The sequence below is a fragment of the Butyricicoccus pullicaecorum genome (assembly GCF_002160355.1).
In the GTDB taxonomy this organism is placed as follows: domain Bacteria; phylum Bacillota; class Clostridia; order Oscillospirales; family Butyricicoccaceae; genus Butyricicoccus; species Butyricicoccus pullicaecorum.
Genome location: NZ_NFKK01000005.1, coordinates 128,132 through 153,379, shown reverse-complemented (window position 1 = coordinate 153,379; position 25,248 = coordinate 128,132). Strand labels below are relative to the sequence as shown.

The following is a 25,248-nucleotide window of genomic DNA, read 5'->3' as shown; positions in this document are numbered from 1 at the left end:
CTATGGATGCCATCCATTTACACAACATTTCCAAGCGTTATCCCGCCTTCACCCTCGGGCCGCTTGACCTGACCGTTCCAACCGGCAGCGTGGTCGGCTTCATCGGGGAAAACGGTGCGGGAAAGTCCACCACGATCAAACTGATTCTGGGTCTGCTCATGCCCGACAGCGGCAGTGTGCAGGTCTTTGGCGAGGACGGGTGCCGCGATCTTGAGCACGTCGGCGTGGTCTTTGACAGCTGCCATTTCCCGGGTGATCTGAGCGCCCGCGACATTGGCCGCGTCCTGTCTGCCTCCTTCCGCACCTGGTCGGACAAGACTTTCGAGGACTACCTCACCCGCTTCGACCTGCCCCGCAAAAAGCCGGTCAAAGACTACTCGCGCGGCATGCAGATGAAGCTATCCATTGCCTGCGCGCTGTCCCACGACTGCCGCCTGCTGCTGCTCGACGAGCCGACCAGCGGTCTCGACCCGGTCATCCGAGACGAAATTCTGGATATTTTCTATGATTTTATGCAGGATGACTCCCATTCCATCCTTATTTCCTCCCACATCACGAGTGATTTGGAGAAAATCTGCGATTACGTCGCCTTCATCCATCAGGGCCAGATCGCTTTCTTTGAGGAAAAGGACAGCCTGCTCGCACGGCTGGGCATCCTGCACGCTGACCCGTCCGTGCTTTCGTCGCTCGCCCCCGATGCCATCCTCGGCGTGCGGCGCGGACAGTTCCAGACACAGGCTCTGGTCGAGCGCGACCGCGTGCCCTCCAGTCTGCCGCTTGAGCCGGTCAAGCTGGACGATATTCTGCTCTTTCTCGCCCGAAAGGAGGGTTAAATCATGTATGCACTGCTGCTCAAAGACATTCTGGCACTCAAACGAACCTTACGCATCTATGCCGCTTTTCTGGTCATCTACTGCGCTATCGGCATCTTCTCCGGCAATTCCAGCTTCTTCATGGCCTTCATCACCGTGCTGTCCATCATGCTGCCCATCAACGCCATGACCATCGACAAGGGCTGTCACTGGAACGCGTACGCCGCCTGCCTGCCCATCCCGCGCAGCATGGGCGTGCTGAGCAAGTATATCCTCGCCGGACTGGGCATCCTCGCTGCCATTGTTCCCTGTCTGGTCTACCTGCTGATCGATCGCTACACCGACCTCATCACCGACCCTACATCTTGGAGTGAAATCATTTTGATGATTACACTTGGTCTAACCATTCTGGCCTTTCAGATGCCCTTTTTGTTCCGCTTCGGTCCGGAGCGCGGTCGCTTCGCCTCGATGGCTGCCCTGCTCCTGCTGTGTCTTGGTCTGCCCATTCTTGTGATGAAGGGCAATGTGATTGCGGTTCACGAGACCTTTGTACAGAACATCATTACACACATGGCTGGCTTTTTCCAGCCTCGAATGTGGGTGCTGATTGTCGGCGCGCTGATGCTGAACGTCCTGTCCGCTGTAATCTCGATTGCCATTGTCAATCGACATGACGTGGACTGAAAATCTAACCACCGCAGCCAAAAATGAAGCTTTCGGTCAAGCCTTTCTCGAAAGGCTTGCGGAGCCTTGAGGCAGAGCCTCAAGCCGCCGTCCGCAGACGGCGGAACTCCCCTCTTGAAACCCGGTGTCCGCCCCGGGTTTCAATCTATCCATACACAAGAAAAAGACCGTCCCTTCGGACGGTCTTTTTATGAGCGCACTTTGTGCGCGAAGAATTGCGCGACCTGCGGGTCGCGCTTTTGTTTTTGTTTTGGTTGATTCCGGTCAAAGACCGGAATCAAAGAGGGGGTTTCGCGTCCTGCGGGACGCGACTCAGGGCGCTGCCCTGAGAACCTGCGGCCTTTTAAAAAAGGCCGGCGAAAACTTCAATTAGGGGTGCGGTGCTTTTTTTAGCCGAGAACTTCCTTTGCAAGTTTCTCGAAGATCGGCAGAGCACGCTCGACAGTCTCGGTCTTGACGCAATACGAAATGCGCATATGACCCGGTGCGCCGAAATCAGTACCCGGTACGACCAGCAGATCATACTTTTTCGCCATCTCGCAGAACTTATAATCATCGATACCCAAGGTCTGCGGGAAAATATAGAACGCACCACGCGGTTTGACGCACTGATAGCCGTAAGACGTTAATGCCTCATAGAGCAAATCACGGTTCTTTTTGTAGACCGACAAATCGGACGTGAGGCCGGTGCACTTGGCCGCGACGCGCTGGAACAGGCTGGGTGCGTTGACATAGCCCAAGACACGTCCTGCGCCGCACACGGCCGCATACATGTCCGCAAAGTCCTGCACGCTGTCGGGCACTAGCACATAGCCGATGCGCTCACCGGGCAGGGACAGCGACTTGGAATAGGAATAGCAGACCAGTGTATTGTCGTAATACTTCGGCAGGAAGGGCACGACGGTATCGGCATCGTACACCAGCTCACGATACGGTTCATCAGAAATCAAATAGATCGGATGACCGTACTGCTGTGAGCGCTGGGTGAGCAGTTCAGCCAGACGGCGTACGGTGTCCTCGGAGTAGACCGCGCCGGACGGGTTATTCGGCGAATTGACGACCACAGCCTTGGTGTGCTCGTTGATGCGCTGGTCGAGTGCGTCGAAGTCGATCTGGAAATCCTCATTGCGTGCCGGGACAATGACCGGCTTTGCGCCTGCGCCCTCTCCGATAAAAACCAGATACTCGGGGAAATAGGGTGCAAGTACCAGAAATTCATCGTCCGAGGATGCGGTCAGCGCCTTAAAGCAAATCGACAGCGCCGCCGCTGCGCCGACCGTCATATACAGATTGCGTCCACCGTACTGTGTTCCAAAACGACGATTCAAGTCCTGTGCGATGGTCTCACGCACGAAGTCCGCGCCCTGCGCCGACGTATAGCCATGCGTGACCGCCGGGTCTTCGGTGTCCAGCGTGTCCAAAATCGCCTGTTTGACCGCCTCCGGTGCCGGTACGTTGGGATTACCCAGCGAAAAATCCAGAATATTCTCTCGACCGACCACCGCGGCACGCTGATTGCCAAACTCAAACAGCTCGCGGATGGTCGAACGCTTCTTGCCAAGCGCAACTACCGATTCATTGAGCATATCTATCATGACCTCCCTCAAATGTCCATGTGACTTTATTATAGCACAGCGTGAAAGAAAGAGTCAATTTGCGTCTTCGCATTCCTTCTGATACAATAGACTCAGCAAACACAAGGAGGTTTGGCAATATGGGCCTTAACACCCTATCCCTCGCCCACGACTTCATCCGCCGTCACGTTCAGCCTGGTGCGCACTGCATCGATGCCACCGCCGGACGCGGACGCGATACCGCTTTATTATGTGAACTCGCTGGGTCTTCCGGTCACGTCTGGGCATTCGACATCCAGCAAAGCGCCATCGATCAGACCAATGCCCTGCTCGCGTCCCGCGGCCTGTCAGCTGAGGTTATTCTGGACTCACACGTCAATATGGCGCAGTACGTCCCACCCGAGAGCATCGACTGCATCGTGTTCAACTTTGGCCGCCTGCCCGGTGGTGACCCGAACATCTTCACCACCCCGGATGCCTCCATTCAGGCAGTGGAAACCGGCCTCAGCCTGCTTAAACCCGGCGGCGTGATGAGTCTGTCGCTGTACTACGGCGGTGCGAACGGTTACGAAGAGCGCGACGCATTGCTGGAATATTTCCGTACCATCGACGACCATAAATATTCGGTGCTGACCTGCGATTGGGCGAATCGGAAAAATGATCCCCCGATTCCCGTGTTCCTTTGGCGCGCCTAAGCACCGCACCCCTTATTGAAGTTTGGATCAAACCTTTTCAAAGGTTTGCGGAGTCTTGAGGCAGAGCCTCAAGTCGCCATCCGCAGATGGCGAAATCCCCTTTTGAAACCCGGTGTCCGCCCCGGGTTTCAATTTAAAACAAATAACAAAAAAGCACGCTCGAAAGCGTGCTTTTCTTATTGACCTGTGCTTGTCCATCAGCCAAAATGCCGTGCAAGCTCCATTACCTTCTCGACGTCGCCCTCAATCTTGAGCTTGCCGTCCACATATGCCTGCTTAACGTCCAGCTTGCCCGTCAGCATACGATCAAAATTCGTCATCGTCACAGCCAGAATCGCGTCTCTGTCCAGATACTCATACGGCATCACCGAAACGCAGCTGTCCTTTACCTCGATGTAAAACACGCCGCCGATCTTGCCGGTCAGGTCGACCTGAATCGCCAGCTGACGGCCTTCTCCGCCGCCGAAATCCTGATCTTTGAGCTTCTTGTACGTCTTTGCAGTCAGTTGTTCGAGTGTCATGGTTCTCCCTCTCTCCTTGAATCTTGTCGCGTTTTTTATATCTTATTCCATTATCGCGCAAAATCCCAAAAAGAGCAAGAATTTTATGTCGCAAAACTTATGTTTTCTTGGTAAACTTGCGTTTACAGTGCGGACAGGTGATCTCAATACGACCTCTGCCGCGCGGTACGCGAAGCGTGCGGCCGCAGGACGGGCATTTGTAATACCGATGCGCCTTGTCCTGCATCTGCATCTTCCGACCGGCTAATTTGCGCTGGATAGGCGTAAACCAAGCGAGAAACTTCTGGTTTTCCGCCGACCGCTTATAGATATTGCGCGAGAACATGCGGCAGTAGATGAGAATAATAAGGGCAAGAATGAGGATGGAGAAAATTGCCCAGTGGGTAAAGAACCAAGGGATGAGCAGCACCAGGGCAATAACCATCAGGAACTGATTGAGCGCATCGCTTCCATAACGGCCATACATCAGGCGACGCAAAAAATCGAACATAGTAAAAGCCACCTTAACTTTAGATTACTATTATTATACGCGAAGAGTGCGAGGGGTTCAATGTGTGTCGAGAAAAGTTCACAAACTGGTTAAATTTTAGTAATATGGTGTTTGCAGTTTTTTGCGAAAAGGCTGTGAAATCGGGGTGAAAATGCAAAAACCGTCCCAGATTGGGACGGTTTTGTAAGTGTGTGAGACGGGTAAAAGGGAGGATTGCGCGTCTGCGGACGCGCTTGGGGTTTGTTTTGGTTGAAACCCGGAATGGGTTCCGGGTTTCAAAAAGGGGGATTCCGTGACCTGCGGGTCACGGCTCAGGGCGCTGCCCTGAGAACCCGCAGCCTTTGAAAAGGCTGGCGAAACTTTCAGTTAGGGGTGCGGTGCTTTGATTAGCGTTCCTCGCGGAAGTAATTGACGCCCAGCGAACCCGGGATATTCAGATCACGCTTCTTACGAATGGAGCTGATGACCAGAATGATTGCGGTAATCAGGAACGGCAGCATGTCATAGAACGCGGTAGGCAGGTTGACGACCGACTGGGGCATGTAATACTTGAGGACGCGCAGTGCGCCGAATACGAACGAGCCCAGAATGGACAGCCAGGGATTCCACTTTGCAAAGATAACCAGTGCAACGGCAATCCAGCCCAGACCGCCAACGTTATTGGAGATCCAGACACCGCTGTTAATAATCATGGCGCAGTATGCGCCGCCGATGCCGCAGATACCGCCGCCGAGCAGGATCATGACATACTTCCAACGGGTGACGTTGATGCCGGCCGCGTCAGCCGCTGCGGGGTTATGACCGATCGCCTGTACGTTCAGGCCGAGCTTGGTCTTTTTGAGGAACAGGCCAGCCAGAATGGCGATGACAACACCCAGATAAACAAAGGGGCTGTACGAGAAGATGAGCTGACCCACAACCGGAATATCGCTCAAACCGGGAATGTGGATGTTGTTCATCTGCGCGGTGATGCCCTCGGGCAGCTTGAGCGTGCCGTTTTCCGAGGCACCGAGCATGTAGATACCGATGAAGTTTGCCAGACCGATACCGAAGATGGTCAGCGTCAGGCCGGATACGTTCTGATCGGCCAGGAACGTGACGGTCAGGACGGCGTAAATGAGTGCAGCGAGCACACCAGCGACAAAGGCTGCAATGAGTGCGAGGACAAAAGAGTCGGTCTGCATACCGACCATGAAGCCCGCGCACGCGCCAATGGACATCAGACCCTCAACGCCGAGGTTCAGGTGACCGACCTTCTCGCACAGGATCTCACCGACCGTACCAAACAGCAGCGGAATACTTGCGGCGACTGCTGCGACTAAAAATTTCAAGAACATTTCCATCGCTTATTTGCCTCCTTCTGCTGCGGACTGTTTTTTGTCGCGGACGAACTTATAGCGGATGAAGAACTCACAGCCCAGGACGAAGAACAGGATGATACCCTGCAGTACGTCTGCGCAGTCGGTGGACAGGCCGAACTGGGACTGTACGACCGAGGAGCCCTTCTCCAGAACCGAGAACAGGAACGCGATAATCAGGCTGGACACCGGGTTGAGCTGTGCAAGCCATGCGACGATGATTGCGGTAAAGCCGACACCGCCTGCAACGCCGGTGGTCAGCGTGCGGTCGGAACCGGTAACCTGTACCATGCCCGCGATACCAGCAACTGCACCGGACAGGAACATGGTGCGCAGGATGATCTTCTGTACGTTCATACCTGCATAGGTTGCGGTTGCACGACTCTCACCGACAACCGAGATCTCATAACCCTGCTTGGTGTAGCGCAGGTAGACGAAGAGGACAGCGACCAGAATGAGTGCGATGACCCAGCCGATCTGTACGCCGAACAGCTTGGGCAGAACCGCGCTCTTGTCAAAGCTTGCAATCTTGGGGAAACCGTTGGCCGCCGGGTCGCGCCAGGGGTCTTCCTGGAGCCAGCTGACCAGATAGAGTGCGATATAGTTGAGCATCAGCGTGAACAGCGTCTCGTTGGTGCCGAATTTGACCTTGAAGAAGGCTGGAATGAGTGCCCAGATACCACCGCCGATGATACCGGCGATGAACATGACCGGGAACAGGATGAAGCCCGGCCAGTCTGCGTGAAAGAGGGCGAAATAGGAGGCAAACACGCCGCCCATGATGAGCTGACCCTCACCGCCGATGTTCCAGAACTTCATCTTGAAGGCGAGCATGACGCCGAGCGAGGCGATCAGCAGCGGAATCATAATTTTAATGGTTGCCTGAATCGCCATCTCCGAGCGAAACGCACCCGACAGGATGGTGCCGTAAATGGCAAAGGGATTGTTGCCCAGCACAAGCAGGAACAGGCCACCCGCACACAGTGCCAGCACAAAAGCTGCCAGACGCAGAAGCATCTGCTGCTTTTTGGATTTCTCTTTGGTCTTGACAATACGAATCATGCCTGTACCTCCTCTCCTGCGCCGACCATCAGGCGCGCAATATCGTCCTTGGTTGCCGTGCGGCCGTCCACGATGCCGGTGACTGCGCCGTGGCACATGACCATGATGCGGTCGGACAGTGCCATCAGCACGTCGAGGTCCTCACCGATGAAGACCACAGCGACACCCTTGCGCTTCTGCTCGTTGAGCAGGTCGTAGACCGTGTAGGACGAGTTGATATCCAGACCACGTACCGGATACGCGGTGATCAGCACCTGCGGGTTAGACTCGATCTCACGGCCAAGCAGAACCTTCTGTACGTTACCGCCCGACATCATACGTACCGGTGTGTCAACCGACGGGGTAACGATCTCCAGGCGCTCGACCAGCTCCTCTGCGCGTGCGCGTGCCGGTGCCGGGTCGACGAAGGGGCCGGGGTTTGCGTCGTAGGTCTTGAGCATCATGTTGCCTACCATGCCCATGGACGCAACCAGACCCATGCCCAGACGATCCTCGGGAACGAAGCCCAGGTGAACGCCCAGACGGATGATCTCACGGGGCGACTTTCCGATGAGGTTTTCCTTCTTGTACAGGATGGCGCCCTTCTCTGCCGGGCACAGACCGGCGATGGTCTCGCACAGCTCCTTCTGACCGGAACCTGCGATACCAGCGACACCCAGAATCTCACCGGTGCGCACCTCGAAGCTCGCGTCATTGATGGCGATGGTGCCGTCGGGCTTGCGCACGGTCAGGTCAACGATCTTGAGGATGGACTGGGGATCGACCGGGTCGGGACGCTCGATCTCGAGCGAAACCGGACGGCCAACCATCAGCTCGGTGAGCTGCTTCTCGTTGGTCTCCGACGTGTTGACCGTGTCGATGTACTTACCCTTTCGCAGGATGGTGACGCGGTCGGAAATGGCCATAACCTCATTGAGCTTATGGGTAATGATGATGATCGCGCAGCCCTGCTCGCGCATGGAGCGCAGGATGTCAAACAGGCGCTCGGTCTCCTGCGGGGTCAGGACGGCGGTGGGCTCGTCCAGAATCAGGATGCGCTGGCCGCGATAGAGCACCTTGAGGATTTCGACGGTCTGCTTCTCCGAGACCGACATTTCAAAGGCGCGGCGGTCGGGATCGATGTCCAGACCGATCGAGCGGCTGATCTGGCAGACTTTTTCGCGCATAACGCGTGCGGACAGGCGCTTGCCCGGGGTGCCGACCGCGATATTCTCCGCAGCGGTGAACACATCGACCAGCTTGAAGTGCTGGTGGATCATGCCGATGCCAAGCGCCATTGCGTCCTCGGGTGAGGAAATAGATACCTCCTGCCCTGCGATTTTGATTGTACCGGCATCCGGGTGATAAATACCCGAGAGCATATTCATGAGAGTCGTTTTGCCCGAACCGTTCTCACCCAAAAGTGCGAGCACCTCGCCGTAGCGAACGGTCAGGTCTACCCCGTCGTTTGCGACCACCGTGCCGAATGTTTTCGTAATACCGCGGCATTCGATGGCATATCCGTTGTTTGCCATAGCTTCCCCTTTCTGTCTGTTTTCCTGGCAAAAAGGGCGGCCAAAGTAATGTTTGACCGCCCCTCTACGCCTAAGGCAAATATTCGATTTTCGCCGTCCAGCCGTTTGGCTTTAAGCGACTTCTACGTTCTTGTAGTACCAGTTGCAGGTGCCGTAATCCTCAGCCTTGAGGGTGTGGGTCTGACCCTGGTTGTCCTCGTACTCGGTGGTGCCGTCGAAGATATCCCACTCGCCGGAGATGATCTTGTCCTGAACTTCCTTGATCTTCTCTGCGGTGCCCTCAGCGCACAGGTCAGAGCACGGAGCCAGAGTTACCAGACCGTCCTGCATGGAACCGAAGTAGTTCTGGCCGTCCCAAGTGCCGTCGATAACCTTCTGAACAGCCTCGGTGTAGAATACCGACCAATCCCACATAACAGAGGTCAGGGTTGCGCCCGGAGCCTTCTGAGCCATGTCGGAGTTGTAGCCAACTGCGAATACGCCAGCCTTCTCAGCCTCGGTTGCCGGGTTTGCGGTATCGCAGTGCTGTGCGATCACGTCGCAGCCCATATCGATCAGGGACTTAGCAGCCTGGCCCTCGCCCTCGGGGTCGAACCAAGAGCCGGTAACCTTGACGTAAACCTTAGCGTCCGGATTTACAGACTCAACGCCCATAGCGAATGCGTCGATACCAGAGGTAACCTCGCCGTTCTCGTTGTTCTGAGCGGCAACGTAACCGATCTTATTGGAAGTGGTCTTCATACCAGCAGCGATACCGGACAGGTAACGAGCCTGGTTGATCTTACCGAAGTAGTTGATGAAGTTCTTGCCGTTGGACTTGTAGCCGGTGCCGTGTGCGAACAGAACGTCCGGGTACTCCTCAGCGATCTCTTCAACGTAGTCCATGTAGCCCCAAGAGGTTGCGAAGACGATCTGGCAGCCTTCCTCAACACACTCCTCGAGTGCGGTGCGGATTGCGGTTGCGTCGGTGTCGTCGACGTTGTTCTTGCGGATGATCTGGCTGTCGTCCAGGCCGAGGTTCTTCTGCATGCCCTGGATGCCGAGATCATGGGTGTAAGTGTAGCCAGTACCCTCAGCAGGGTCGGTGATGTGAACGACGCCGACCTTGAGGTCTTCCTTGGCAACTGCCGGGAACAGGCCGGTGGATTCAGCGGTGGTGTCGTTGCCGGACTCGGTGGTGGTGGTTTCCTCCCCGCCGGACGAGCAGCCTGCCATGAGCGACAGAGCCATAACGCCTGCGAGTACTGCACTCAGAAATCTCTTCATGCTCTTTGTATCCTCCTAATATTCGGTTGTGAGACTGGTGCGTACGACGCGGCAGCGCCATAAAAATAGAGCAAAACACAGGCTTTGCTCTGGTGGGGCGACCGGGTCGGGCGACCATATCTTCCTTACGAAAGTAAGTATAATGAAAAAGAGGGTTTTTGTCAAGGTTTTTTGCGATTTTCTTCGTTTTTACCATTTGACCAAATCAAAAAAGTTGCAAATTTCGTTCTTTTTACCTCAAATTTTCAGGGTTTTTGGTCTATTAGGCGACATAAAAATTTTACATTTTATACAAAATTTATGATGATTTTTTTACGTTTGCGACAGGCGGGTTTAAGGCAATACGAGAAGCATGGAAACAGGTTTGCGAGGTGTCTCGAAATGTATGCTGGGTGTGGTTGCGGAGGAAGTGTGCAGGTGCCGAGGCAAAGAAAAAAGACCCAATCCGGCAGGTTGGGTCTTATGAGCGCACTTTGTGCGCCGGGGATTTCGCTCGCTGCGGCGAGCGATTGGGTTCATTTTTTGGTTGATTCCCGGGACGGACACCGGGAATCAAAGGGGAATTCCGCCGTCTGCGGACGGCGGCCAGCCTGCGCGGCTGGACCGCGCCGGGTCGCAGACCCGGACCCGCTTGTCGCCTGCGGGCGGGATTTATTCCGCTTCGGGAGTGAATGCGGCGATATGTTCCTCGATCAGTGTCAGAATTTCATCGCGGCCAGTTCCCTTCTCTGCCGAGAACGGGATGACCGGGACTTCCTCGGGCAGCAGCAAGGTCTCGCGGATGCGTGCGACATTGCCCTCGAGTTCGCTCTTCTTGATCTTATCCCACTTATTCGCGATGACGGCGAAGGGCTGACCGGTGCCTAAGAAGCAATCGGCCATGGTTTTATCGTCCGCGGTGGGTTTATGGCGAATATCCACGATTTGCAGGCCGAGGGTGATCAGGCCGGAAGTGAAATAGGTCTCGAGCAGACCAGCCCAGCGATCGCGCTCGGTTTTGGATACCTTCGCGTAGCCGTAACCGGGCAGATCGACAAAATAGGCCTGTTTATCGATGGAGAAAAAGTTAATGTGAATGGTCTTACCGGGCTGACCGCCGACGCGAGCGAAGTTGCGGCGGTTCAGAATCTTGTTAATGGTCGACGATTTACCGACGTTGGACTTACCGGCGAAAACGATCTGGGGCAGGCCGTCGGCGGGAAAGTCAGCGGTTTTGACCGCCGAGCGAATAAACTCAGCATTGTGCAGATTGAGCATAGTGTCCCCTCTCTGTCTCTTACTGCCGCAGGGTGGTTCGGGTGGAACCGGGTGCAGACAGCGGCATTTGGGTTTCCTGTGTAGTCTCGTCGCGGCGGCTGGTGACTGCCGGACGGCGGGAGAAATCGATTGCGGTCTCCATGACCGTATCCATGTGGGCGGCGATCACGAACTGCACGTGATCCTTGACCACCTGCTCGACCTCCTCGAGGTCGACCTGATTGTCCTTGGGGATGATGATGGTGCGAATACCGGCACGGTAAGCCGCCATGGTTTTTTCGCGCAGACCGCCGATGGGCATGACGCGGCCGCGCAGGGTGACCTCACCGGTCATTGCGATCTCGTGGCGTACCGGTGCACCGGTCAGCGCCGAGATGATAGCCGTCGCCATGGTGATACCGGCAGACGGGCCGTCCTTGGGGATGGCAGCCTCGGGGAAATGGATATGGATGTCGGTGTTCTTGTAGAAATTGGGGTCGATGCGCAGCATCTCGGCACGCGAGCGGACGAAGGTGACCGCAGCCTTTGCGCTTTCCTCCATGACCTTGCCGAGGTTGCCGGTAATCTCGATCTTGCCCGTACCGGGTACGGCAGCGACTTCGACTTGCAGCATCTCACCGCCCACGCTCGTCCACGCCAGACCGTTTACGATGCCGACCTCGTCCTCCTTGGACACGTTATCCTCCTTGAACTTGGGTGCGCCCAGGTAGGCTTCCAGGTCAGCCGGATGGATGGTGACGCGCTTGGCCGAGCCGTCTGCGATCTTCTTAGCCGCCTTGCGGCACAGCTTAGCGATGACCTGCTCAAGGCGGCGCACGCCGGCTTCACGGGTATAACCCGAAATGACAGCCGACAGGGTTTCCTCGGGCACGATCAGCTGGGTACCCTTGAGACCGTGCTTTTTGATCTGCTTGGGCAGCAGGTGGTCGTGTGCGATGTGCAGCTTCTCCTCTGCCGTGTAGGACGACAGCTCGATGACCTCCATACGGTCGAGCAGCGGGCGCGGCACGGTAGACAGGTCGTTTGCCGTCGTGACAAACAGCACGTCGGACAGGTCAAAGGGAATTTCGATGTAATGGTCGCGGAAGGCGTTGTTCTGCTCGGTGTCCAGCACTTCGAGCATCGCCGAAGCCGGGTCGCCGCGGAAGTCGTTGCCCATCTTGTCGATCTCGTCGAGCAGGATGAGCGGATTGCGGCTGCCTGCCTGACGCAGGGCAGCAATAATGCGTCCGGGCATCGCGCCGATGTACGTCTTTCTGTGACCGCGGATATCGGCCTCATCGCGCACGCCGCCCAGCGACATGCGGGTATACTTGCGGTTCATGGCTTCTGCGATCGAGCGTGCAATGGAGGTCTTGCCGACGCCCGGAGGGCCGACCAGACAGAGCACCTGACCCTTGAGGTCGGGCGCCAGAGTCTTAACTGCCATGAACTCGAGAATGCGCTCCTTGACCTTCTCCAGACCGTAATGGTCGCGGTCGAGGATCTTCTGGGCGCGTTCCAGATCGTGACGCGGACGGGTGGATGTCTTCCAAGGCAGCTCGAGCACGGTGTCAAGATAGGTGCGGATGACACCGGCCTCTGCCGACGAACCGCTCATCTTGGCCAGTCGTTCGGTCTCCTTGCGCAGTTTGCTCGCGCTCTCCTCGGGCAGACCGAGCTTTTCGATCTTCTCGCGGTACTCCTCTGCCTCGGCAGATACGTCCTGCTCACCCAGCTCGGACTGGATGACCTTAATCTGCTCGCGCAGGTAATAGTCCTTCTGGTTTTTGTCGATTGCAGCCTTGATCTGCTCCTGAATGTCGCCCTCGATGCGCAGAATCTCGGTCTCCTCGGTCAGCAGACGGATGAGGAAGGTCAAACGGCGGTTGACGTTGAGTTCCTCGAGCACTTCCTGCTTGACGCTGAAATCGATCGGGATATTCTGTGCGATGTAGTCGGCCAGATAGCCGGCGTTGCCGCCTGCGGCGACGGTCAGCGCCACGTCGGACGACAGACGAGGTGCAAGTGCAGCGTACTCCTCGAAGCGGTTCTGCACGGTGCGTACCAGTGCCTGCTCACGGCGCTCGCCGCCGAGCGGCAGGATGTCGTAGAGCACCTCGACCTGTGCCTTGAGGCATTCGCCGCCGTCCTCACTCTTCTGATAGTGCAAAGCGCGGGCGCGATCCTTGCCCTCGACCAGCACGCGGATATTATCACCCGGCAAACGCAGAATCTGCTTGATGATGCAGATGGTGCCGACCTCGTACAGATCGTCTGCGGTCGGACGGTCGGTCTTGAGATCCTTCTGCGCGGTCAGGAAGATCCACTGTCCATCCTTCATCGCGGCCTCGAGCGCCTTGATGGACATGGCACGGCCTACGTCGAAGTGGATCAGCATATCGGGGAACGCCGTCAGTCCGCGCAAGGGCAGAACGGGGAGCATCCGCTGGTTGTTTGTATCATTCACGTTCATACTTCTCAACGCTCCTAAACGGGGAAAAATTCGATTGCATGCCGCCGGGAAACGGGCGGCGTCGTTGAACCCTGATTTGTTCTTATCATATAGTATAGTATACCGCGGCGGTAGTTTCAAGCGGAAAGCATTGGCGGAATCGACAAAAAAGGACACGGCGAAGGTCGTCGTGCCCTTTCGATTGACAATTTTAAGCGGTTTTGCCGTGGTTACGCGCTCTGACCGTCCTCGCCGCCCGTGCGGTGGATGACCTCAGGGCCAGCCGTACCCAGCACGACATCGCGGGTGATGACCACCTTTTCGATGGTGTTGTCGGACGGAATCTCGAACATGATGTCGGTCATCACGCCCTCGAGTACGCCGCGCAGACCGCGTGCGCCGGTGTTGCGCTCGACCGCGATCTTGGCCACCTCGCGCAGTGCGTCGGGCTCAAAGACCAGCTTGACGCCGTCCAGCGCGAACAGCTTCTGGTACTGCTTGACCAATGCGTTCTTGGGCTCGGTCAGGATGCGGACAAGCGCGTCCTCGTCGAGCGAATGCAGGCCGACGATGGCCGGCAGGCGGCCGATCAGCTCGGGGATCAGGCCGAACTTCATCAGGTCGTGCGGCTCGATCTTCTCGATCATCTGGTCGATCTTGTCGTCCTTCTTGCTCTGTACCTCGGCGCCGAAGCCAATACCCTTCTTGCCGATGCGGTTGCCGATGATCTTCTCGATGCCATCGAATGCGCCGCCGCAGATGAAGAGGATGTTGGTGGTGTCGATCTGGATAAAGTCCTGATGCGGGTGCTTGCGTCCGCCCTGCGGCGGAACGTTCGCCGTCGTACCCTCGAGCATTTTGAGCAGTGCCTGCTGTACGCCCTCGCCCGATACGTCTCGGGTGATGGACGGGTTTTCCGACTTACGTGCGATCTTATCGATCTCGTCGACGTAAATGATGCCGCGCTCGGCCTTTTCTACGTCGAAGTCAGCCGCTTGGATCAGTCGGAGCAGGATATTCTCGACGTCCTCACCGACGTAACCCGCTTCGGTGAGCGTGGTTGCGTCCGCGATGGCGAAGGGAACCTGCAGGGTTTTTGCCAGCGTCTGCGCCAGCAGGGTCTTGCCCGAGCCGGACGGGCCGAGCATCAGGATATTGCTCTTGGACAGCTCGACATCGTCTCCGCCGCCCCGGAAAATACGCTTATAATGGTTGTACACCGCCACGCTCAGCGCGACCTTTGCCTCGTCCTGACCGATGACGTAAGCATCCAGGACTTCCTTGAGCTCACGGGGCGTGGGCAGGGTTTCGGGCGCGTCCTGAACGTCGGGCGTATCGTCGCCGTAATCCATGCTCAGTTCATCGTCGAGAATGCTTGCACACACGTTGATGCACTCATCACAGATATACACGTTCGGGCCGGCGACCAGCTTGCGCACCTTATTCTGCGGCTTACCGCAGAACGAGCAGCGCACGGTTTTGTTTTCATCAAAATTTGCCATGATTCACCTCATAGAAAGCGCCATGCGTCAAAAACGCGCAAACCATCGGCGGGAAAATGTCCCGCCGATGGTGCAGTTTGGGCTCACTCAGCGCTTGTCGTAAACCTTGTCGATCAGTCCGTAGGCCAAGGCGTCCTCCGCGCTCATGAAGTTATCGCGGTCGGTGTCGCGCTCGATGATCTCGAGCGGCTTGCCCGTGTTGTCCGCGAGGATGCGGTTGAGCTTGTCACGGGTCTTCAGAATCCAGTCAGCGTGGATCTTGATGTCCGAAGCCTGACCCTTGGCACCGCCGAGCGGCTGATGGATCATGATTTCGGAGTTGGGCAGCGCGAAACGCTTGCCCTTTGCGCCCGACGACAGCAGGAACGCACCCATCGAAGCCGCCAGACCCACGCAGATGGTGGAGACGTCGGGCTTGATGTAGTTCATGGTGTCGTAGATCGCCATGCCTGCGGTGACCGAACCACCAGGAGAATTGATATAGAACGAGATGTCCTTATCCGGGTCCTGGCTCTCGAGGTAGAGCAGCTGTGCGACGATGAGCGACGCGGTGGTGTCGTTGACCTCGTCGGACAGCATGATGATGCGGTCATTTAACAGGCGGGAAAAGATGTCATACGAGCGTTCGCCGCCGCGATTGGTCGGCTCGATGACCATAGGTACTAAACTCATAAAAGAAAACTCCTTTCCATAATCCCCCACGCACCCCTTAGAATGGGTATTTCTCTGGGAAGATATGTACGGCTTCCTCCCTTTTATGCTTACTCAGCGGTCTCCTCGGTCTTGTCCTCAGCCTTCTTCTTGGTCTTCTTCTTGGGCTTTGCGGTATCCTTGATCAGTTCGATCGCCTTGTCGAGCTTCATGTCGGAAGTGATGGATGCAGCCGGCAGAGCCTTCTTGATCTGCTCAACTTCCATGCCGTACTGCTCAGCCAGCTCCTTGTACTTGGCCTCGATCTCGTCCTCGGTAACGTCCAGGTTCTCGAGCTCAACGATCTTCTGCAGAGCCAGACGAACCTTTACCTGACGCTCAGCCTGCGGCATGAACATAGCGCGCAGCTGCTGCATGTCGGAACCGGTCATCTTTGCGTACTGCTCGAGCTGCATGCCCTGCATCTGGAGGCGATAGCCGAAGTCCTGCATTACGTTGTCGAGCTGTGCCTCGAACATAGCGTCCGGGATCTCAGCCTGCATGCCGTCGATGACAGCGGTCAGCAGAGCTTCCTCGTAGTCGCGCTCGAAGGTCTCAGCCTTCTGCGCCAGCAGACGCTCCTTAACTTCCTTCTTGAGGTCTTCCAGAGTCTCAGCCTTCTCGGATACGTCCTTTGCGAACTCGTCGTCGATCGCCGGGGTTACGGTCTCCTTAACCTCGTGTACGGTGCACTTGAAGGTAGCTTCCTTGCCAGCCAGCTCCTTTGCATGGTACTCCTCGGGGAAGGTTACAACAACGTCCTTCTCCTCGCCAGCCTTCAGGCCGATCAGCTGATCTTCAAAGCCCGGGATGAAGGTGCCGGAGCCCAGCTTGAGGTCGTAGCCTTCGCCCTTGCCGCCCTCGAAAGCAACGCCGTCTACGAAGCCCTCGAAGTCGATAACAACGGTGTCGTTCTTCTTAGCAGCGCGCTCAACGGTCTGGGTGCGGGACAGACGCTGTGCCATGCGCTCGAGCTCAGCCTTGACGTCAGCGACCAGAACCTTAGCCTCTTCCTTCTCAACGGACAGGCCCTTGTACTCGCCCAGGGTAACTTCGGGCTCAACCGGAACCTTGCAGACCAGAACAACTGCGCCTGCGTCGGTCATCTCGGAAACCGAAACGTCAGCTGCTGCAACAGCCTTGATGCCGGACTCTTCCAGAGCAGCCTCGTAAGCCTTGGGGTAGCAGATGTTGAGTGCATCCTCGAAGAATACGCCGTCGCCGTACAGGCTCTCGATAACCTTGCGCGGAGCCTTGCCCTTACGGAAGCCCGGAACGGTGATCTTCTTGCCGTTCTTCTTGAATGCCTGCTCCTTGCCGGCCTCGAGCTCTTCTGCGGAAATCTCAATGGTCAGAGCAACAATGCTCTTTTCCAGCTTTTCAACATTTTTCAGTTCCATTACAATTTATTCCTCCTAAAATTGTATCCAGTCTATTTTATCAGATTATATCCGAAATTACTAGTCCATTTTTCACTTTTTTAACAGAACTGGCGTAAAATCCAGATAATCCCCTGATACCAAGATAAATTCAATGCCCTCGTGAAGGCCGGTGACCGCCCATCTGAGGCTGTCCGAGTGCAGATGACCGTAAATACAGCGGGTCACGCCGTACTTTTTCATCAGATCGATGATCTCGCCGCAGCGGAAGTTCGCGTAAATGGGCGGATAGTGCAAAAAGCAGTACAGCTCTTTTGCGCCGCTGTCCCGACCGGCCTTGAGTGAGGTCTCCAGACGCAAAAGCTCACGGCGGAAGATCTTCTCGTCGTGGCTCTCCTGAAAATCCTCCTCGAAAAACCAGCCGCGCGTGCCGCAAATGGCGACATCATCGTAGACATAGCAGTTATTGTGCAGGAAAGATACGTCATCGTAGCCGTTCTGCGTGCAGAATTCGGTCATCTTCTTGACCGTGTTCCACCACAGATCGTGGTTGCCCTTGAGCAGGATCTTTTTGCCGGGAAGTGCGTGCAGATAGTCGAAGTCGGCCTTGGACTGCGCGAAGCTGATACCCCAGGACAGGTCGCCGCCAATGACGACCGTGTCCTCCGGGGTGATAATCGCGTTCCAGTGCTTCTTGATCTTCTCCATATAATTTTGCCACTTACCGCCAAAAATGTCCATAGGTTTATCGACCGCACAGGCAAGATGCAGGTCGGCAATGGTGTAAAGCGCCATCGGTACCTCTTACAGCAGCAGGTCGAGCGTGGACAGGATGTCGGCCTTGTCGACCACGCGGTCAAAGCGCGGGGTCTTGTCTGCGAGCGCCGCGAGCGGAGCGGGTGCGGCAACGCCGGTCAGCGCGGACAGCTCGGAAAGCTGGCTGACGCTCGCGGTGTCGACCGTCTTGCCCAGTGCAGCGGCAACCGGGCCGCAGAACTTGAACGGGCTTGCGGTGGATGCGATCACAACCGGGGTCATGTCGCCCGTGCGTGCGCGGTAGTCCTCGTAGACCTTGACGGCAACTGCGGTGTGGGTGTCGAGCAGGTAACCCTCGCGCTCAAAGGTACGGCGGATGGTGTCCGCGGTCTGGGCATCGTCACAGCAGCCTGCGTCGAAGTCCGCGGCAATGCGCGCGCGCAGCTCTGCCGGAACCTCATAACGGCCGGTCTCGTTGAGCTCGGCCATCATCTTCGCTACCAGTGCATCATTCTGCCCGGAAACGTAGAACAGTAAACGCTCCAGATTGGAAGAAATCAAAATGTCCATCGAGGGCGAGTCGGTGGTATAGAACGGACGGTTGCGGTCGTAGACGCCGCCCTGACGGAAGAAGTCGGTCAGGACGTTATTCTGGTTGGACGCGCAGACCAGCTTGCCCACCGGCAGACCCATCTGCTTTGCGATGTAAGCCGCGAGGATGTTGCCGAAGTTACCGGTCGGAACGCAGACGTTCATCTTGTCGCCCATCTTGAGCGCACCAGCATTCACGAGATCGCAGTACGCCGAGACGTAGTAGACGATCTGCGGTGCCAGACGGCCCCAGTTGATCGAGTTTGCAGACGAGAAGATGCAGCCTGCATCGGCCATGCGCTTTGCGGTCGCATCGTCGGTGAAGATACGCTTGACGGCAGACTGTGCGTCGTCAAAGTTGCCCTGAATGGCGACAACCTCGACGTTGTCACCCTGCTGGGTGACCATCTGCAGCTTCTGCATGGGAGAAACGCCGTCTACCGGGTAGTAAACCATGATCTTGGTGCCCGGAACGTTTGCAAAGCCTTCGAGCGCTGCCTTGCCGGTGTCGCCCGAGGTGGCGACCAGAATGCAGCAGGTGCGGGTCTCTCCGGTCTTGCGCAGCGATGCGGTCAGCAGGTGCGGCAGCATCTGCAATGCCATATCCTTAAACGCGCAGGTCGGGCCGTGCCACAGCTCGAGCATGTGTACGCCGTCCGACAGGCTCTTGACCGGTGCGGTGTCCGCACCGCCGAACTTTTCGTCGGCGTATGCCTTGGCGGCAAAGTCGGAGAGCTCCTCTGTGGTAAAGTCGGTCAGGAACTTGCCCAGAATGTGCGCGGCACGTCCCTTGTAGTCCTTGCCCAGAAGCGCCTGCATCTCGTCCGCGGTCAGTGCCGGGAACTCGGTCGGGCAGAACAGTCCGCCGCCCGGTGCGATACCGGCTGCAATGGCCTGTGCCGCGCTCACGCGCAGCTTCTTGTCTCTGCTGCTTACATAGTCCATATCTTTGAAACCTCCATGTTCGGGTTTTATGCACCCAGCATCCGGGTGAAAAACGTGACCGCGTTGCCGTAAAACAGCGCGTTCACCGTGCTTTCTAAGTATCCGTGCCGCAGCATGGCTTCGGCCAGGTTTTCCATGTCTCCGACCGTGCGCAGCCCCTCCGGGGTGTCCTCACAGCCGTCAAAGTCTGTGCCCAGCGCAAGGCAGTGTTCCCCGCCCCGGCTCAGCAGATCGTCTGCGTGCCGCAGCACGTCGTCGATCGTGGCAGATTTGCCGTCCTCCCGCAAAAACGGGCTGTACAGGTTGAGTCCCACCAGTCCCCCGCGTCGAACGATCTCGGAAAATTGCAGCGGGGTCAGGTTGCGTTTGTGGTCACAGCATGCGCGGCTGTTGGAGTGCGTTGCGGCAAATGGTGCCTCAGTTTCCAGGCACACGTCCCAGAATCCGGCCTCGGACAGATGGGACACGTCGATGATCATGTTCCGTCTCACCAGTTCTTGTACGAGTGCGCGTCCGCGGTCGGTCAGTCCCTTGTCGTTATCGGTCGCCGCGCCGCAGGCAAAGGCGTTCTGATAATTCCACGCCAGCGTCACCAATCGCACGCCCGCGTCGTATGCTTTGTCCAGCGCGCCGGGTGCTTCCAAAAGCTCCGCACCCTCGATGGACAGGAACGCCGCGTGCCGTCCGTGGTCGCGTGCCCAAGCCCAGTCGTCCATGTCCCGGCACAGCATGAGCCAGTCGGCATTGGCCGAAAACTCCTGTTTTGCCGTCGCAAGCAGGATGTCCAGCCGTTCTTCCATGGACAGATCGGCTAGGATGCGCCGTCCCGGCATGGGCACAGGCGGTTTGGCACCACAGAACAGCGCGAAAACCTGCGTGTACATGGCGTACTTGCGGGCTTCGTCCCGGCTGACGCACAGGGTGTTCTCCCGCAGGTGCTGCTCGGTCTCCCAGCATGCAAACAAAGTGTCACAGTGCAGGTCAAATAACTGCATATTTTTCCCTCCCCTACGCTTCAAATGCGTTCGGAATGTGCTCAATGTGCCGCGCAGGTCCACCTTCCGAGCCATAGACCTCGATCACGTCCAGCCGGGGCTGAAGTGCGGTCGGGTGCTCGGACAGCCAAATCTGCGCGGTCTCCAGCATTCTATGCTGTTTGGCCGCACCGACTGCCTCCCGTGCCGCAGCGAATGCGCTCGACTTACGGGTTTTGACCTCGACAAAGACCAGATAGCGGTCGTCCTGTACAATGAGGTCGATCTCACCCCAGCGCGTGCGATAATTGCGCGTTACGATGGTGTAGCCTCGCGCGGTCAGGTAGTCGGCTGCCGCCTGCTCACCCCAGTCGCCGCGCTTCACGGTCTGGCCTCGGGGTGCTTGTCGTACAGCTTCTTTAAAAAGGTCATGCGGTGGATGGGACTGGGCCCGTGCGCCAGAATGGCTTCGGTATGTGCCTTGGTGCCGTAACCCTTGTGTCCGGCAAAGCCGTAGACCGGATATTTTGCGTCCATCTCGACCATATAGCGGTCACGCGTGACCTTGGCGAGGATGGATGCCGCGGCGATGGATGCACTCTTGGCATCGCCGCCCACGATACACTGACAGGGAATGTCCAGCACGGGGGCGCGGTTGCCATCAATGAGGGCAAAGTCTGCCGGGAGGGAAAGACCGGCAATCGCCTGCGTCATGGCCTGATAAGTGGCCTGTAAAATATTGATCTCGTCGATGACCGTATGATCGACCGAGGCGATGGCATAAGCCAGCGCCTTTTTGCAGATCTCGTCGTAGAGCGCTTCGCGGCGCTTCTCGGTCAGCTTCTTGGAGTCGTTTAAGCCGTCGATCACACAGCCCTCGGGCAAAATGACCGCTGCCGCAACCACCGGCCCTGCGAGGGGGCCGCGTCCGGCCTCGTCCACGCCGCACACAGCGCCAAAGCCCTGTTCCTGTGCAGCCTGCTCATAGTCCTGTGTGACGGTCGTTGTCTCACGCTTCCGGGGCATTTTCGTAATCCTCCGGGGTCTCCAGTGTAATGCGTCCGAGCACACCGCCGCGGAACTCGTCGAGCAGGATGCGCGCCATGCGCTCGGTGTCGATCTCACCGCCCGAAATCAGGAAACCGCGCTTTCTGCCCGCCTGCTGGAGCAGGTCGTAGCCCAGAAAGTCCGATTCCTCGGGGATGGTGAGTTTATAGCGGTCGATAATGGCCTGCGGCGCACGCTCAGCAAGCAGCTCGAACAGCTTGCACGCCAGGGTCTCGATGTCCAGAATGTCGTCCTTGACCGCACCTGTGACCGCGAGCAGAATGCCCACGCGCTCGTCGTCGAACTTGGGCCACAGAATGCCCGGGGTGTCCAGCAGGTCGATGCCGCCCTGCACGCGGAACCACTGTGCGCCGCGTGTGACGCCCGGCTTGTCGGCTGCCTTGGCCGATTTGCGTCCGAGCACACGATTGATAAAGGTGGACTTGCCCACGTTCGGGATGCCCACGACCATGACGCGCACCGAGCGGCCGGTCTGACCCTTCTCGTTCCAGACCGCGATCTTATCGGCCAGACGCTCGCGTGCGGCAGCGGCAAAGCGGGACGTGCCCGCGCCGTGCTGGCTGTCGGTCTCCAAAACCGCGTAGCCCTGCGCACGATACCACGCCGCCCAGCGGCGGGTCTCGTCGGGATCGGCCAGATCGGTACGGTTCAGGATAATCATACGCGGCTTATCGCCTGCGATGTCGTCCATATCCGGGTTTCGGCTGACCTGCGGGATGCGTGCATCCACCAGTTCGCACACCAGATCGATATTCTTGAGGTTTTCCAGCATCTGGCGGCGGGTCTTGGCCATATGGCCGGGATACCATTGTATATTCATGCGATTCCTCCAAAATAAGCGGGGCTTACGACACCACGCCGAACGAGCTGAACGGGAAGATGACGGCCAGTACATGACCGATCACGTAGCGCTCGTCCACCAGACCGATGCGCGGGTCGCGGCTGTCGCTCGAACCGTTGCGGTTGTCACCGAGCAGGAACAGCTGGCCTTCGGGCACGGTCAGCGGGAATTCCATACCCTCTGCCGTGTAGGTCGGTTCGTTGATATAGGGCTCATCCAGCACCTCGCCGTTGACGAACACCTCGCCGGTGGCAAAGTTGATATCTACGGTGTCACCGCCGACTGCAATGACGCGCTTGACGATGGGGCCGATGGAGAAAGTCTCCTTATTGACCACGATCACGTCCCCGCGCTTAGGGTTATAACCCAGATCGCTCACGATCATCATATCGTGATCCTGCAGGGTGGGCAGCATGGACGTACCATCGACCGCAATCAGGCGGAAAAAGAAGGTAAATACCACGACCACAAGGATCAGCGAAAAGATCATGGCCTCGCACCAGTCGAACAGACCGTTTGTAAAGCGTCCGGTGTCATTTTCCTGGTCTTTTGTATCCACCGGTGCGCTGTTTGGCTGCTTCATGTTAGGCTCTCCTCCTTGAGACGATAGATTGACACATGCACTCATTATAGTACGAAACCCGTTCCCGCGCAACTGAATCTTGCGATTTTATCGTGCTAGATCGCAAAAAAGTGTGAAATCTGCGTGTTCTGTCCGCTGACCGCGGACAGCGATGACGGGTTGTTTCAGACTGTGGGATGGGGATAAAAGAAAAAGAGAGGAAGATACCTCTTCCTCTCTTTGGGTTTGCAATCTGGTAATTAAACCTTCTCTGCAACCTTTGCAGCCTTACCAACGCGGCCACGCAGGTAGTACAGCTTTGCACGGCGAACCTTACCGTTACGAACAACCTCGAACTTCGCGATGTTGGGAGAGTGAACCGGGAAGGTCTTCTCAACGCCAACGCCGTAAGAAATGCGGCGAACGGTTACGGTCTTGTTGATGCCAGCGTGCTTCATCGCAATGATGATGCCCTCGAATACCTGAATACGCTCGCGGTTGCCCTCCTTGATCTTTGCATGAACCTTTACGGTGTCACCGATCTTGAGTTCGGGCAGATCGCTCTTGAGCTGCTGCTCAGACAGAACCTTTACTAAATCCATCTTTCAGTCTTCCTTTCATACTGGGCATTCATGCCTATCCTTCGATTAAGGCCATATCCTTCAGGCCGGTAGACAGAGGAATGTCCGTCGTTCTGTAATAGTGTATCATATCCGCGCGGTGGTTTGCAAGCATTTTTTTGTATGGTCTCTGAGATTTTTCGCGGCTTTTGCGGTTTTTTTCTGAGCACTCTGTACAAAAGGCACAGAATCGGATATACTGAAAGCACCGGGAAGCCGGACGAGCGGCTTTCCGCTGATACCCTGCAAAAAAGGAGTCTTGGTTTTATGTGGGCATACGAAAGCGTATTTTATCAGATTTATCCGATTGGTTTCTGCGGCGCACCGCGCGTCAATGACGGCGTATACCAGAGCCGCATCCGCAAGGTCAGCGATTGGGCCGAACATATCCGCGCATTGGGTGCAGACGCGATCTACTTTTCTCCCCTCTTCGAGTCCGACTCGCACGGCTACGACACCCGTGATTTCCGCCGCATCGACTGCCGTCTGGGCACCAATGCCGATTTCGCCGACGTTTGCGCCTGCCTGCACCGCAACGGCATCCGCGTTGTTCTCGACGGCGTGTTCAACCACGTTGGACGCGGCTTCTGGGCGTTCCAGGATGTCCAGCAGAACAAATGGAACTCTCCGTACAAGGATTGGTTCCACATCAGCTTCGACGGCAACTCCAATTATAATGATGGATTCTGGTACGAGGGCTGGGAAGGTCATTACGAGCTGGTCAAGCTCAACCTGCAAAACCCCGAGGTCGTAAACCATATCTTTGACTGTATCCGCGGCTGGGCCCAGCAGTTCGACATCGACGGCCTGCGTCTGGATGTTGCCTACTGCCTGCCGCCCGAATTCCTCCGCCAGCTGCGTGCGTTCTGCGATACGCTCAAGCCCGACTTCTTCCTGATCGGCGAGCTGCTGCACGGTGACTACAACCAGCGCGTTGGCGAGGGTATGCTGCACTCGTGCACCAACTACGAGTGCTACAAGGGTCTGTACTCCTCGCTCAACTCCATGAATCTCTTTGAGATCACCCATTCCCTGCTCCGTCAGTTCGGCCCGGAAAATTGGACCTTATATAAAGGTAAGCATCTGTTAGCCTTTGTCGATAACCACGACGTGACCCGTGCTGCCTCCATCCTGACCAATCCCAAGCACCTGCCGCTGCTCTACGGTATGCTGTTCGGTATGCCCGGCATCCCCTGCATCTATTATGGTAGTGAATGGGGCGCAGAAGGCAAAAAGGAACAGGGGGACGATGCTCTGCGTCCGTCCTTCGACGCACCGATCGAAAACGAGCTGACCGAATGGATCACCAAACTGGCAAAGGCACATAAACAGTCCAAGGCACTGTGCTACGGCAGCTTTAAGCAGCTGGTTCTGACCAATAAACAGTGCGTCTGGGAGCGTGAAGCCGAGGGTGAGCGCGTTCTGGTTGCCATCAATGCCGACAGTGAGCCGTACACCGCACACTTTGACGCGCGTTCGGGTCAGGCAGTGGATTTGATCACCGGTCAGCTGCACGACTTCGGCGGCGGCTCAGAACTCCCGCCGTATTCGGTCGCGTTCTGGAAGACCGAGCACTGATCTAACGTCCAGCACCGCAGCCCAGCTCGGGATTCTCAAGGGACTGCGTCCCTTGAGCCCGTCCAGGTGGAACCT

At 56.9% G+C, this 25,248-nt stretch carries 24 protein-coding genes; 4 read left to right on the top strand and 20 right to left on the bottom strand.

All coding sequences use genetic code 11. The features are described 5' to 3' along the window. Nucleotides 1-2 precede the first annotated feature (2 nt). On the top strand, nucleotides 3-833 hold the full coding sequence (locus B5F17_RS06470; RefSeq protein ID WP_087372073.1) for an ABC transporter ATP-binding protein: 831 nt from the start codon (nucleotides 3-5) through the stop codon (nucleotides 831-833). A gap of 3 nt (nucleotides 834-836) precedes the next feature. Then, on the top strand, nucleotides 837-1,496 hold the full coding sequence (locus B5F17_RS06465; RefSeq protein WP_087372070.1) for an ABC-2 transporter permease: 660 nt from the start codon (nucleotides 837-839) through the stop codon (nucleotides 1,494-1,496). 389 nt (nucleotides 1,497-1,885) lie between these two features. Here B5F17_RS06465 and B5F17_RS06460 read toward each other — a convergent pair whose 3' ends face one another. Next, nucleotides 1,886-3,082 (bottom strand): pyridoxal phosphate-dependent aminotransferase, encoded by a 1,197-nt coding sequence (locus tag B5F17_RS06460; RefSeq protein WP_087372068.1) that lies wholly within the window; start codon nucleotides 3,080-3,082, stop codon nucleotides 1,886-1,888. Between the two features lie 128 nt (nucleotides 3,083-3,210). On the opposite strand from B5F17_RS06460, the gene B5F17_RS06455 reads away from it, so the two are divergent. After that, nucleotides 3,211-3,765: a tRNA 5-(aminomethyl)-2-thiouridylate-methyltransferase MnmM gene (locus tag B5F17_RS06455; protein ID WP_087372065.1), complete on the top strand. Its 555-nt coding sequence runs from the start codon at nucleotides 3,211-3,213 to the stop codon at nucleotides 3,763-3,765. Nucleotides 3,766-3,962: 197 nt separating this feature from the next. Here the strand turns inward: B5F17_RS06455 and B5F17_RS06450 are convergent, their stop codons facing one another. From B5F17_RS06450 to rplS, 19 genes are all read right to left on the bottom strand, one after another. After that, on the bottom strand, nucleotides 3,963-4,286 hold the full coding sequence (locus tag B5F17_RS06450) for an SCP2 sterol-binding domain-containing protein (RefSeq protein WP_087372062.1): 324 nt from the start codon (nucleotides 4,284-4,286) through the stop codon (nucleotides 3,963-3,965). A gap of 97 nt (nucleotides 4,287-4,383) precedes the next feature. After that, nucleotides 4,384-4,776, bottom strand: coding sequence for a TFIIB-type zinc ribbon-containing protein (locus tag B5F17_RS06445; RefSeq protein ID WP_087372059.1), 393 nt, complete (start codon nucleotides 4,774-4,776; stop codon nucleotides 4,384-4,386). Nucleotides 4,777-5,162: 386 nt separating this feature from the next. Continuing rightward, nucleotides 5,163-6,119: an ABC transporter permease gene (locus B5F17_RS06440; RefSeq protein ID WP_087372056.1), complete on the bottom strand. Its 957-nt coding sequence runs from the start codon at nucleotides 6,117-6,119 to the stop codon at nucleotides 5,163-5,165. 3 nt (nucleotides 6,120-6,122) lie between these two features. Further along, a complete protein-coding gene (locus tag B5F17_RS06435) occupies nucleotides 6,123-7,196 on the bottom strand; it encodes an ABC transporter permease (RefSeq protein ID WP_016146896.1) in 1,074 nt (357 codons plus the stop codon). Beyond that, on the bottom strand, nucleotides 7,193-8,710 hold the full coding sequence (locus B5F17_RS06430) for an ABC transporter ATP-binding protein (protein ID WP_016146897.1): 1,518 nt from the start codon (nucleotides 8,708-8,710) through the stop codon (nucleotides 7,193-7,195). Before B5F17_RS06430 ends, B5F17_RS06435 begins: the two co-directional genes overlap by 4 nt. A 111-nt stretch (nucleotides 8,711-8,821) precedes the next feature. After that, complete coding sequence (locus B5F17_RS06425) at nucleotides 8,822-9,976, bottom strand: BMP family ABC transporter substrate-binding protein (RefSeq protein ID WP_016146898.1); 1,155 nt, start codon at nucleotides 9,974-9,976, stop codon at nucleotides 8,822-8,824. 651 nt (nucleotides 9,977-10,627) lie between these two features. Further along, complete coding sequence (gene yihA / locus B5F17_RS06420; RefSeq protein WP_087372053.1) at nucleotides 10,628-11,233, bottom strand: ribosome biogenesis GTP-binding protein YihA/YsxC; 606 nt, start codon at nucleotides 11,231-11,233, stop codon at nucleotides 10,628-10,630. A gap of 19 nt (nucleotides 11,234-11,252) precedes the next feature. Next, on the bottom strand, nucleotides 11,253-13,688 hold the full coding sequence (lon, locus tag B5F17_RS06415; RefSeq protein WP_087372051.1) for an endopeptidase La: 2,436 nt from the start codon (nucleotides 13,686-13,688) through the stop codon (nucleotides 11,253-11,255). Nucleotides 13,689-13,897: 209 nt separating this feature from the next. Further along, nucleotides 13,898-15,169, bottom strand: coding sequence for an ATP-dependent Clp protease ATP-binding subunit ClpX (gene clpX / locus B5F17_RS06410; RefSeq protein ID WP_016146901.1), 1,272 nt, complete (start codon nucleotides 15,167-15,169; stop codon nucleotides 13,898-13,900). A gap of 87 nt (nucleotides 15,170-15,256) precedes the next feature. After that, complete coding sequence (clpP, locus tag B5F17_RS06405; RefSeq protein ID WP_016146902.1) at nucleotides 15,257-15,841, bottom strand: ATP-dependent Clp endopeptidase proteolytic subunit ClpP; 585 nt, start codon at nucleotides 15,839-15,841, stop codon at nucleotides 15,257-15,259. 89 nt (nucleotides 15,842-15,930) lie between these two features. Further along, nucleotides 15,931-17,259 (bottom strand): trigger factor, encoded by a 1,329-nt coding sequence (gene tig / locus B5F17_RS06400; RefSeq protein ID WP_087372048.1) that lies wholly within the window; start codon nucleotides 17,257-17,259, stop codon nucleotides 15,931-15,933. A gap of 72 nt (nucleotides 17,260-17,331) precedes the next feature. Beyond that, nucleotides 17,332-18,033 (bottom strand): metallophosphoesterase, encoded by a 702-nt coding sequence (locus B5F17_RS06395; protein ID WP_087372046.1) that lies wholly within the window; start codon nucleotides 18,031-18,033, stop codon nucleotides 17,332-17,334. A 9-nt stretch (nucleotides 18,034-18,042) separates the two neighbouring features. Next, a complete protein-coding gene (gene thrC, locus B5F17_RS06390; protein WP_087372043.1) occupies nucleotides 18,043-19,530 on the bottom strand; it encodes a threonine synthase in 1,488 nt (495 codons plus the stop codon). Nucleotides 19,531-19,556: 26 nt separating this feature from the next. Beyond that, a complete protein-coding gene (locus B5F17_RS06385; protein WP_162608104.1) occupies nucleotides 19,557-20,525 on the bottom strand; it encodes a dipeptidase in 969 nt (322 codons plus the stop codon). A gap of 13 nt (nucleotides 20,526-20,538) precedes the next feature. Then, nucleotides 20,539-20,889: a YraN family protein gene (locus tag B5F17_RS06380; protein ID WP_087372156.1), complete on the bottom strand. Its 351-nt coding sequence runs from the start codon at nucleotides 20,887-20,889 to the stop codon at nucleotides 20,539-20,541. Next, nucleotides 20,886-21,539, bottom strand: a complete 654-nt coding sequence (locus B5F17_RS06375; protein WP_242968716.1) for a ribonuclease HII — start codon at nucleotides 21,537-21,539, stop codon at nucleotides 20,886-20,888. Before B5F17_RS06375 ends, B5F17_RS06380 begins: the two co-directional genes overlap by 4 nt. Beyond that, nucleotides 21,514-22,392 (bottom strand): ribosome biogenesis GTPase YlqF, encoded by an 879-nt coding sequence (gene ylqF, locus B5F17_RS06370; RefSeq protein WP_016146909.1) that lies wholly within the window; start codon nucleotides 22,390-22,392, stop codon nucleotides 21,514-21,516. The genes B5F17_RS06375 and ylqF overlap by 26 nt, the downstream gene beginning before the upstream one ends. A gap of 25 nt (nucleotides 22,393-22,417) precedes the next feature. Further along, a complete protein-coding gene (lepB, locus tag B5F17_RS06365) occupies nucleotides 22,418-22,996 on the bottom strand; it encodes a signal peptidase I (RefSeq protein WP_087372035.1) in 579 nt (192 codons plus the stop codon). A 239-nt stretch (nucleotides 22,997-23,235) separates the two neighbouring features. Continuing rightward, a complete protein-coding gene (gene rplS, locus B5F17_RS06360) occupies nucleotides 23,236-23,577 on the bottom strand; it encodes a 50S ribosomal protein L19 (protein ID WP_016146911.1) in 342 nt (113 codons plus the stop codon). A gap of 285 nt (nucleotides 23,578-23,862) precedes the next feature. Between rplS and B5F17_RS06355 the strand changes: the two genes are divergently transcribed. Continuing rightward, entirely contained in the window at nucleotides 23,863-25,173 is a 1,311-nt protein-coding gene (locus tag B5F17_RS06355) for an alpha-amylase family glycosyl hydrolase (RefSeq protein ID WP_087372032.1), read from the top strand. Nucleotides 25,174-25,248: the final 75 nt, after the last annotated feature.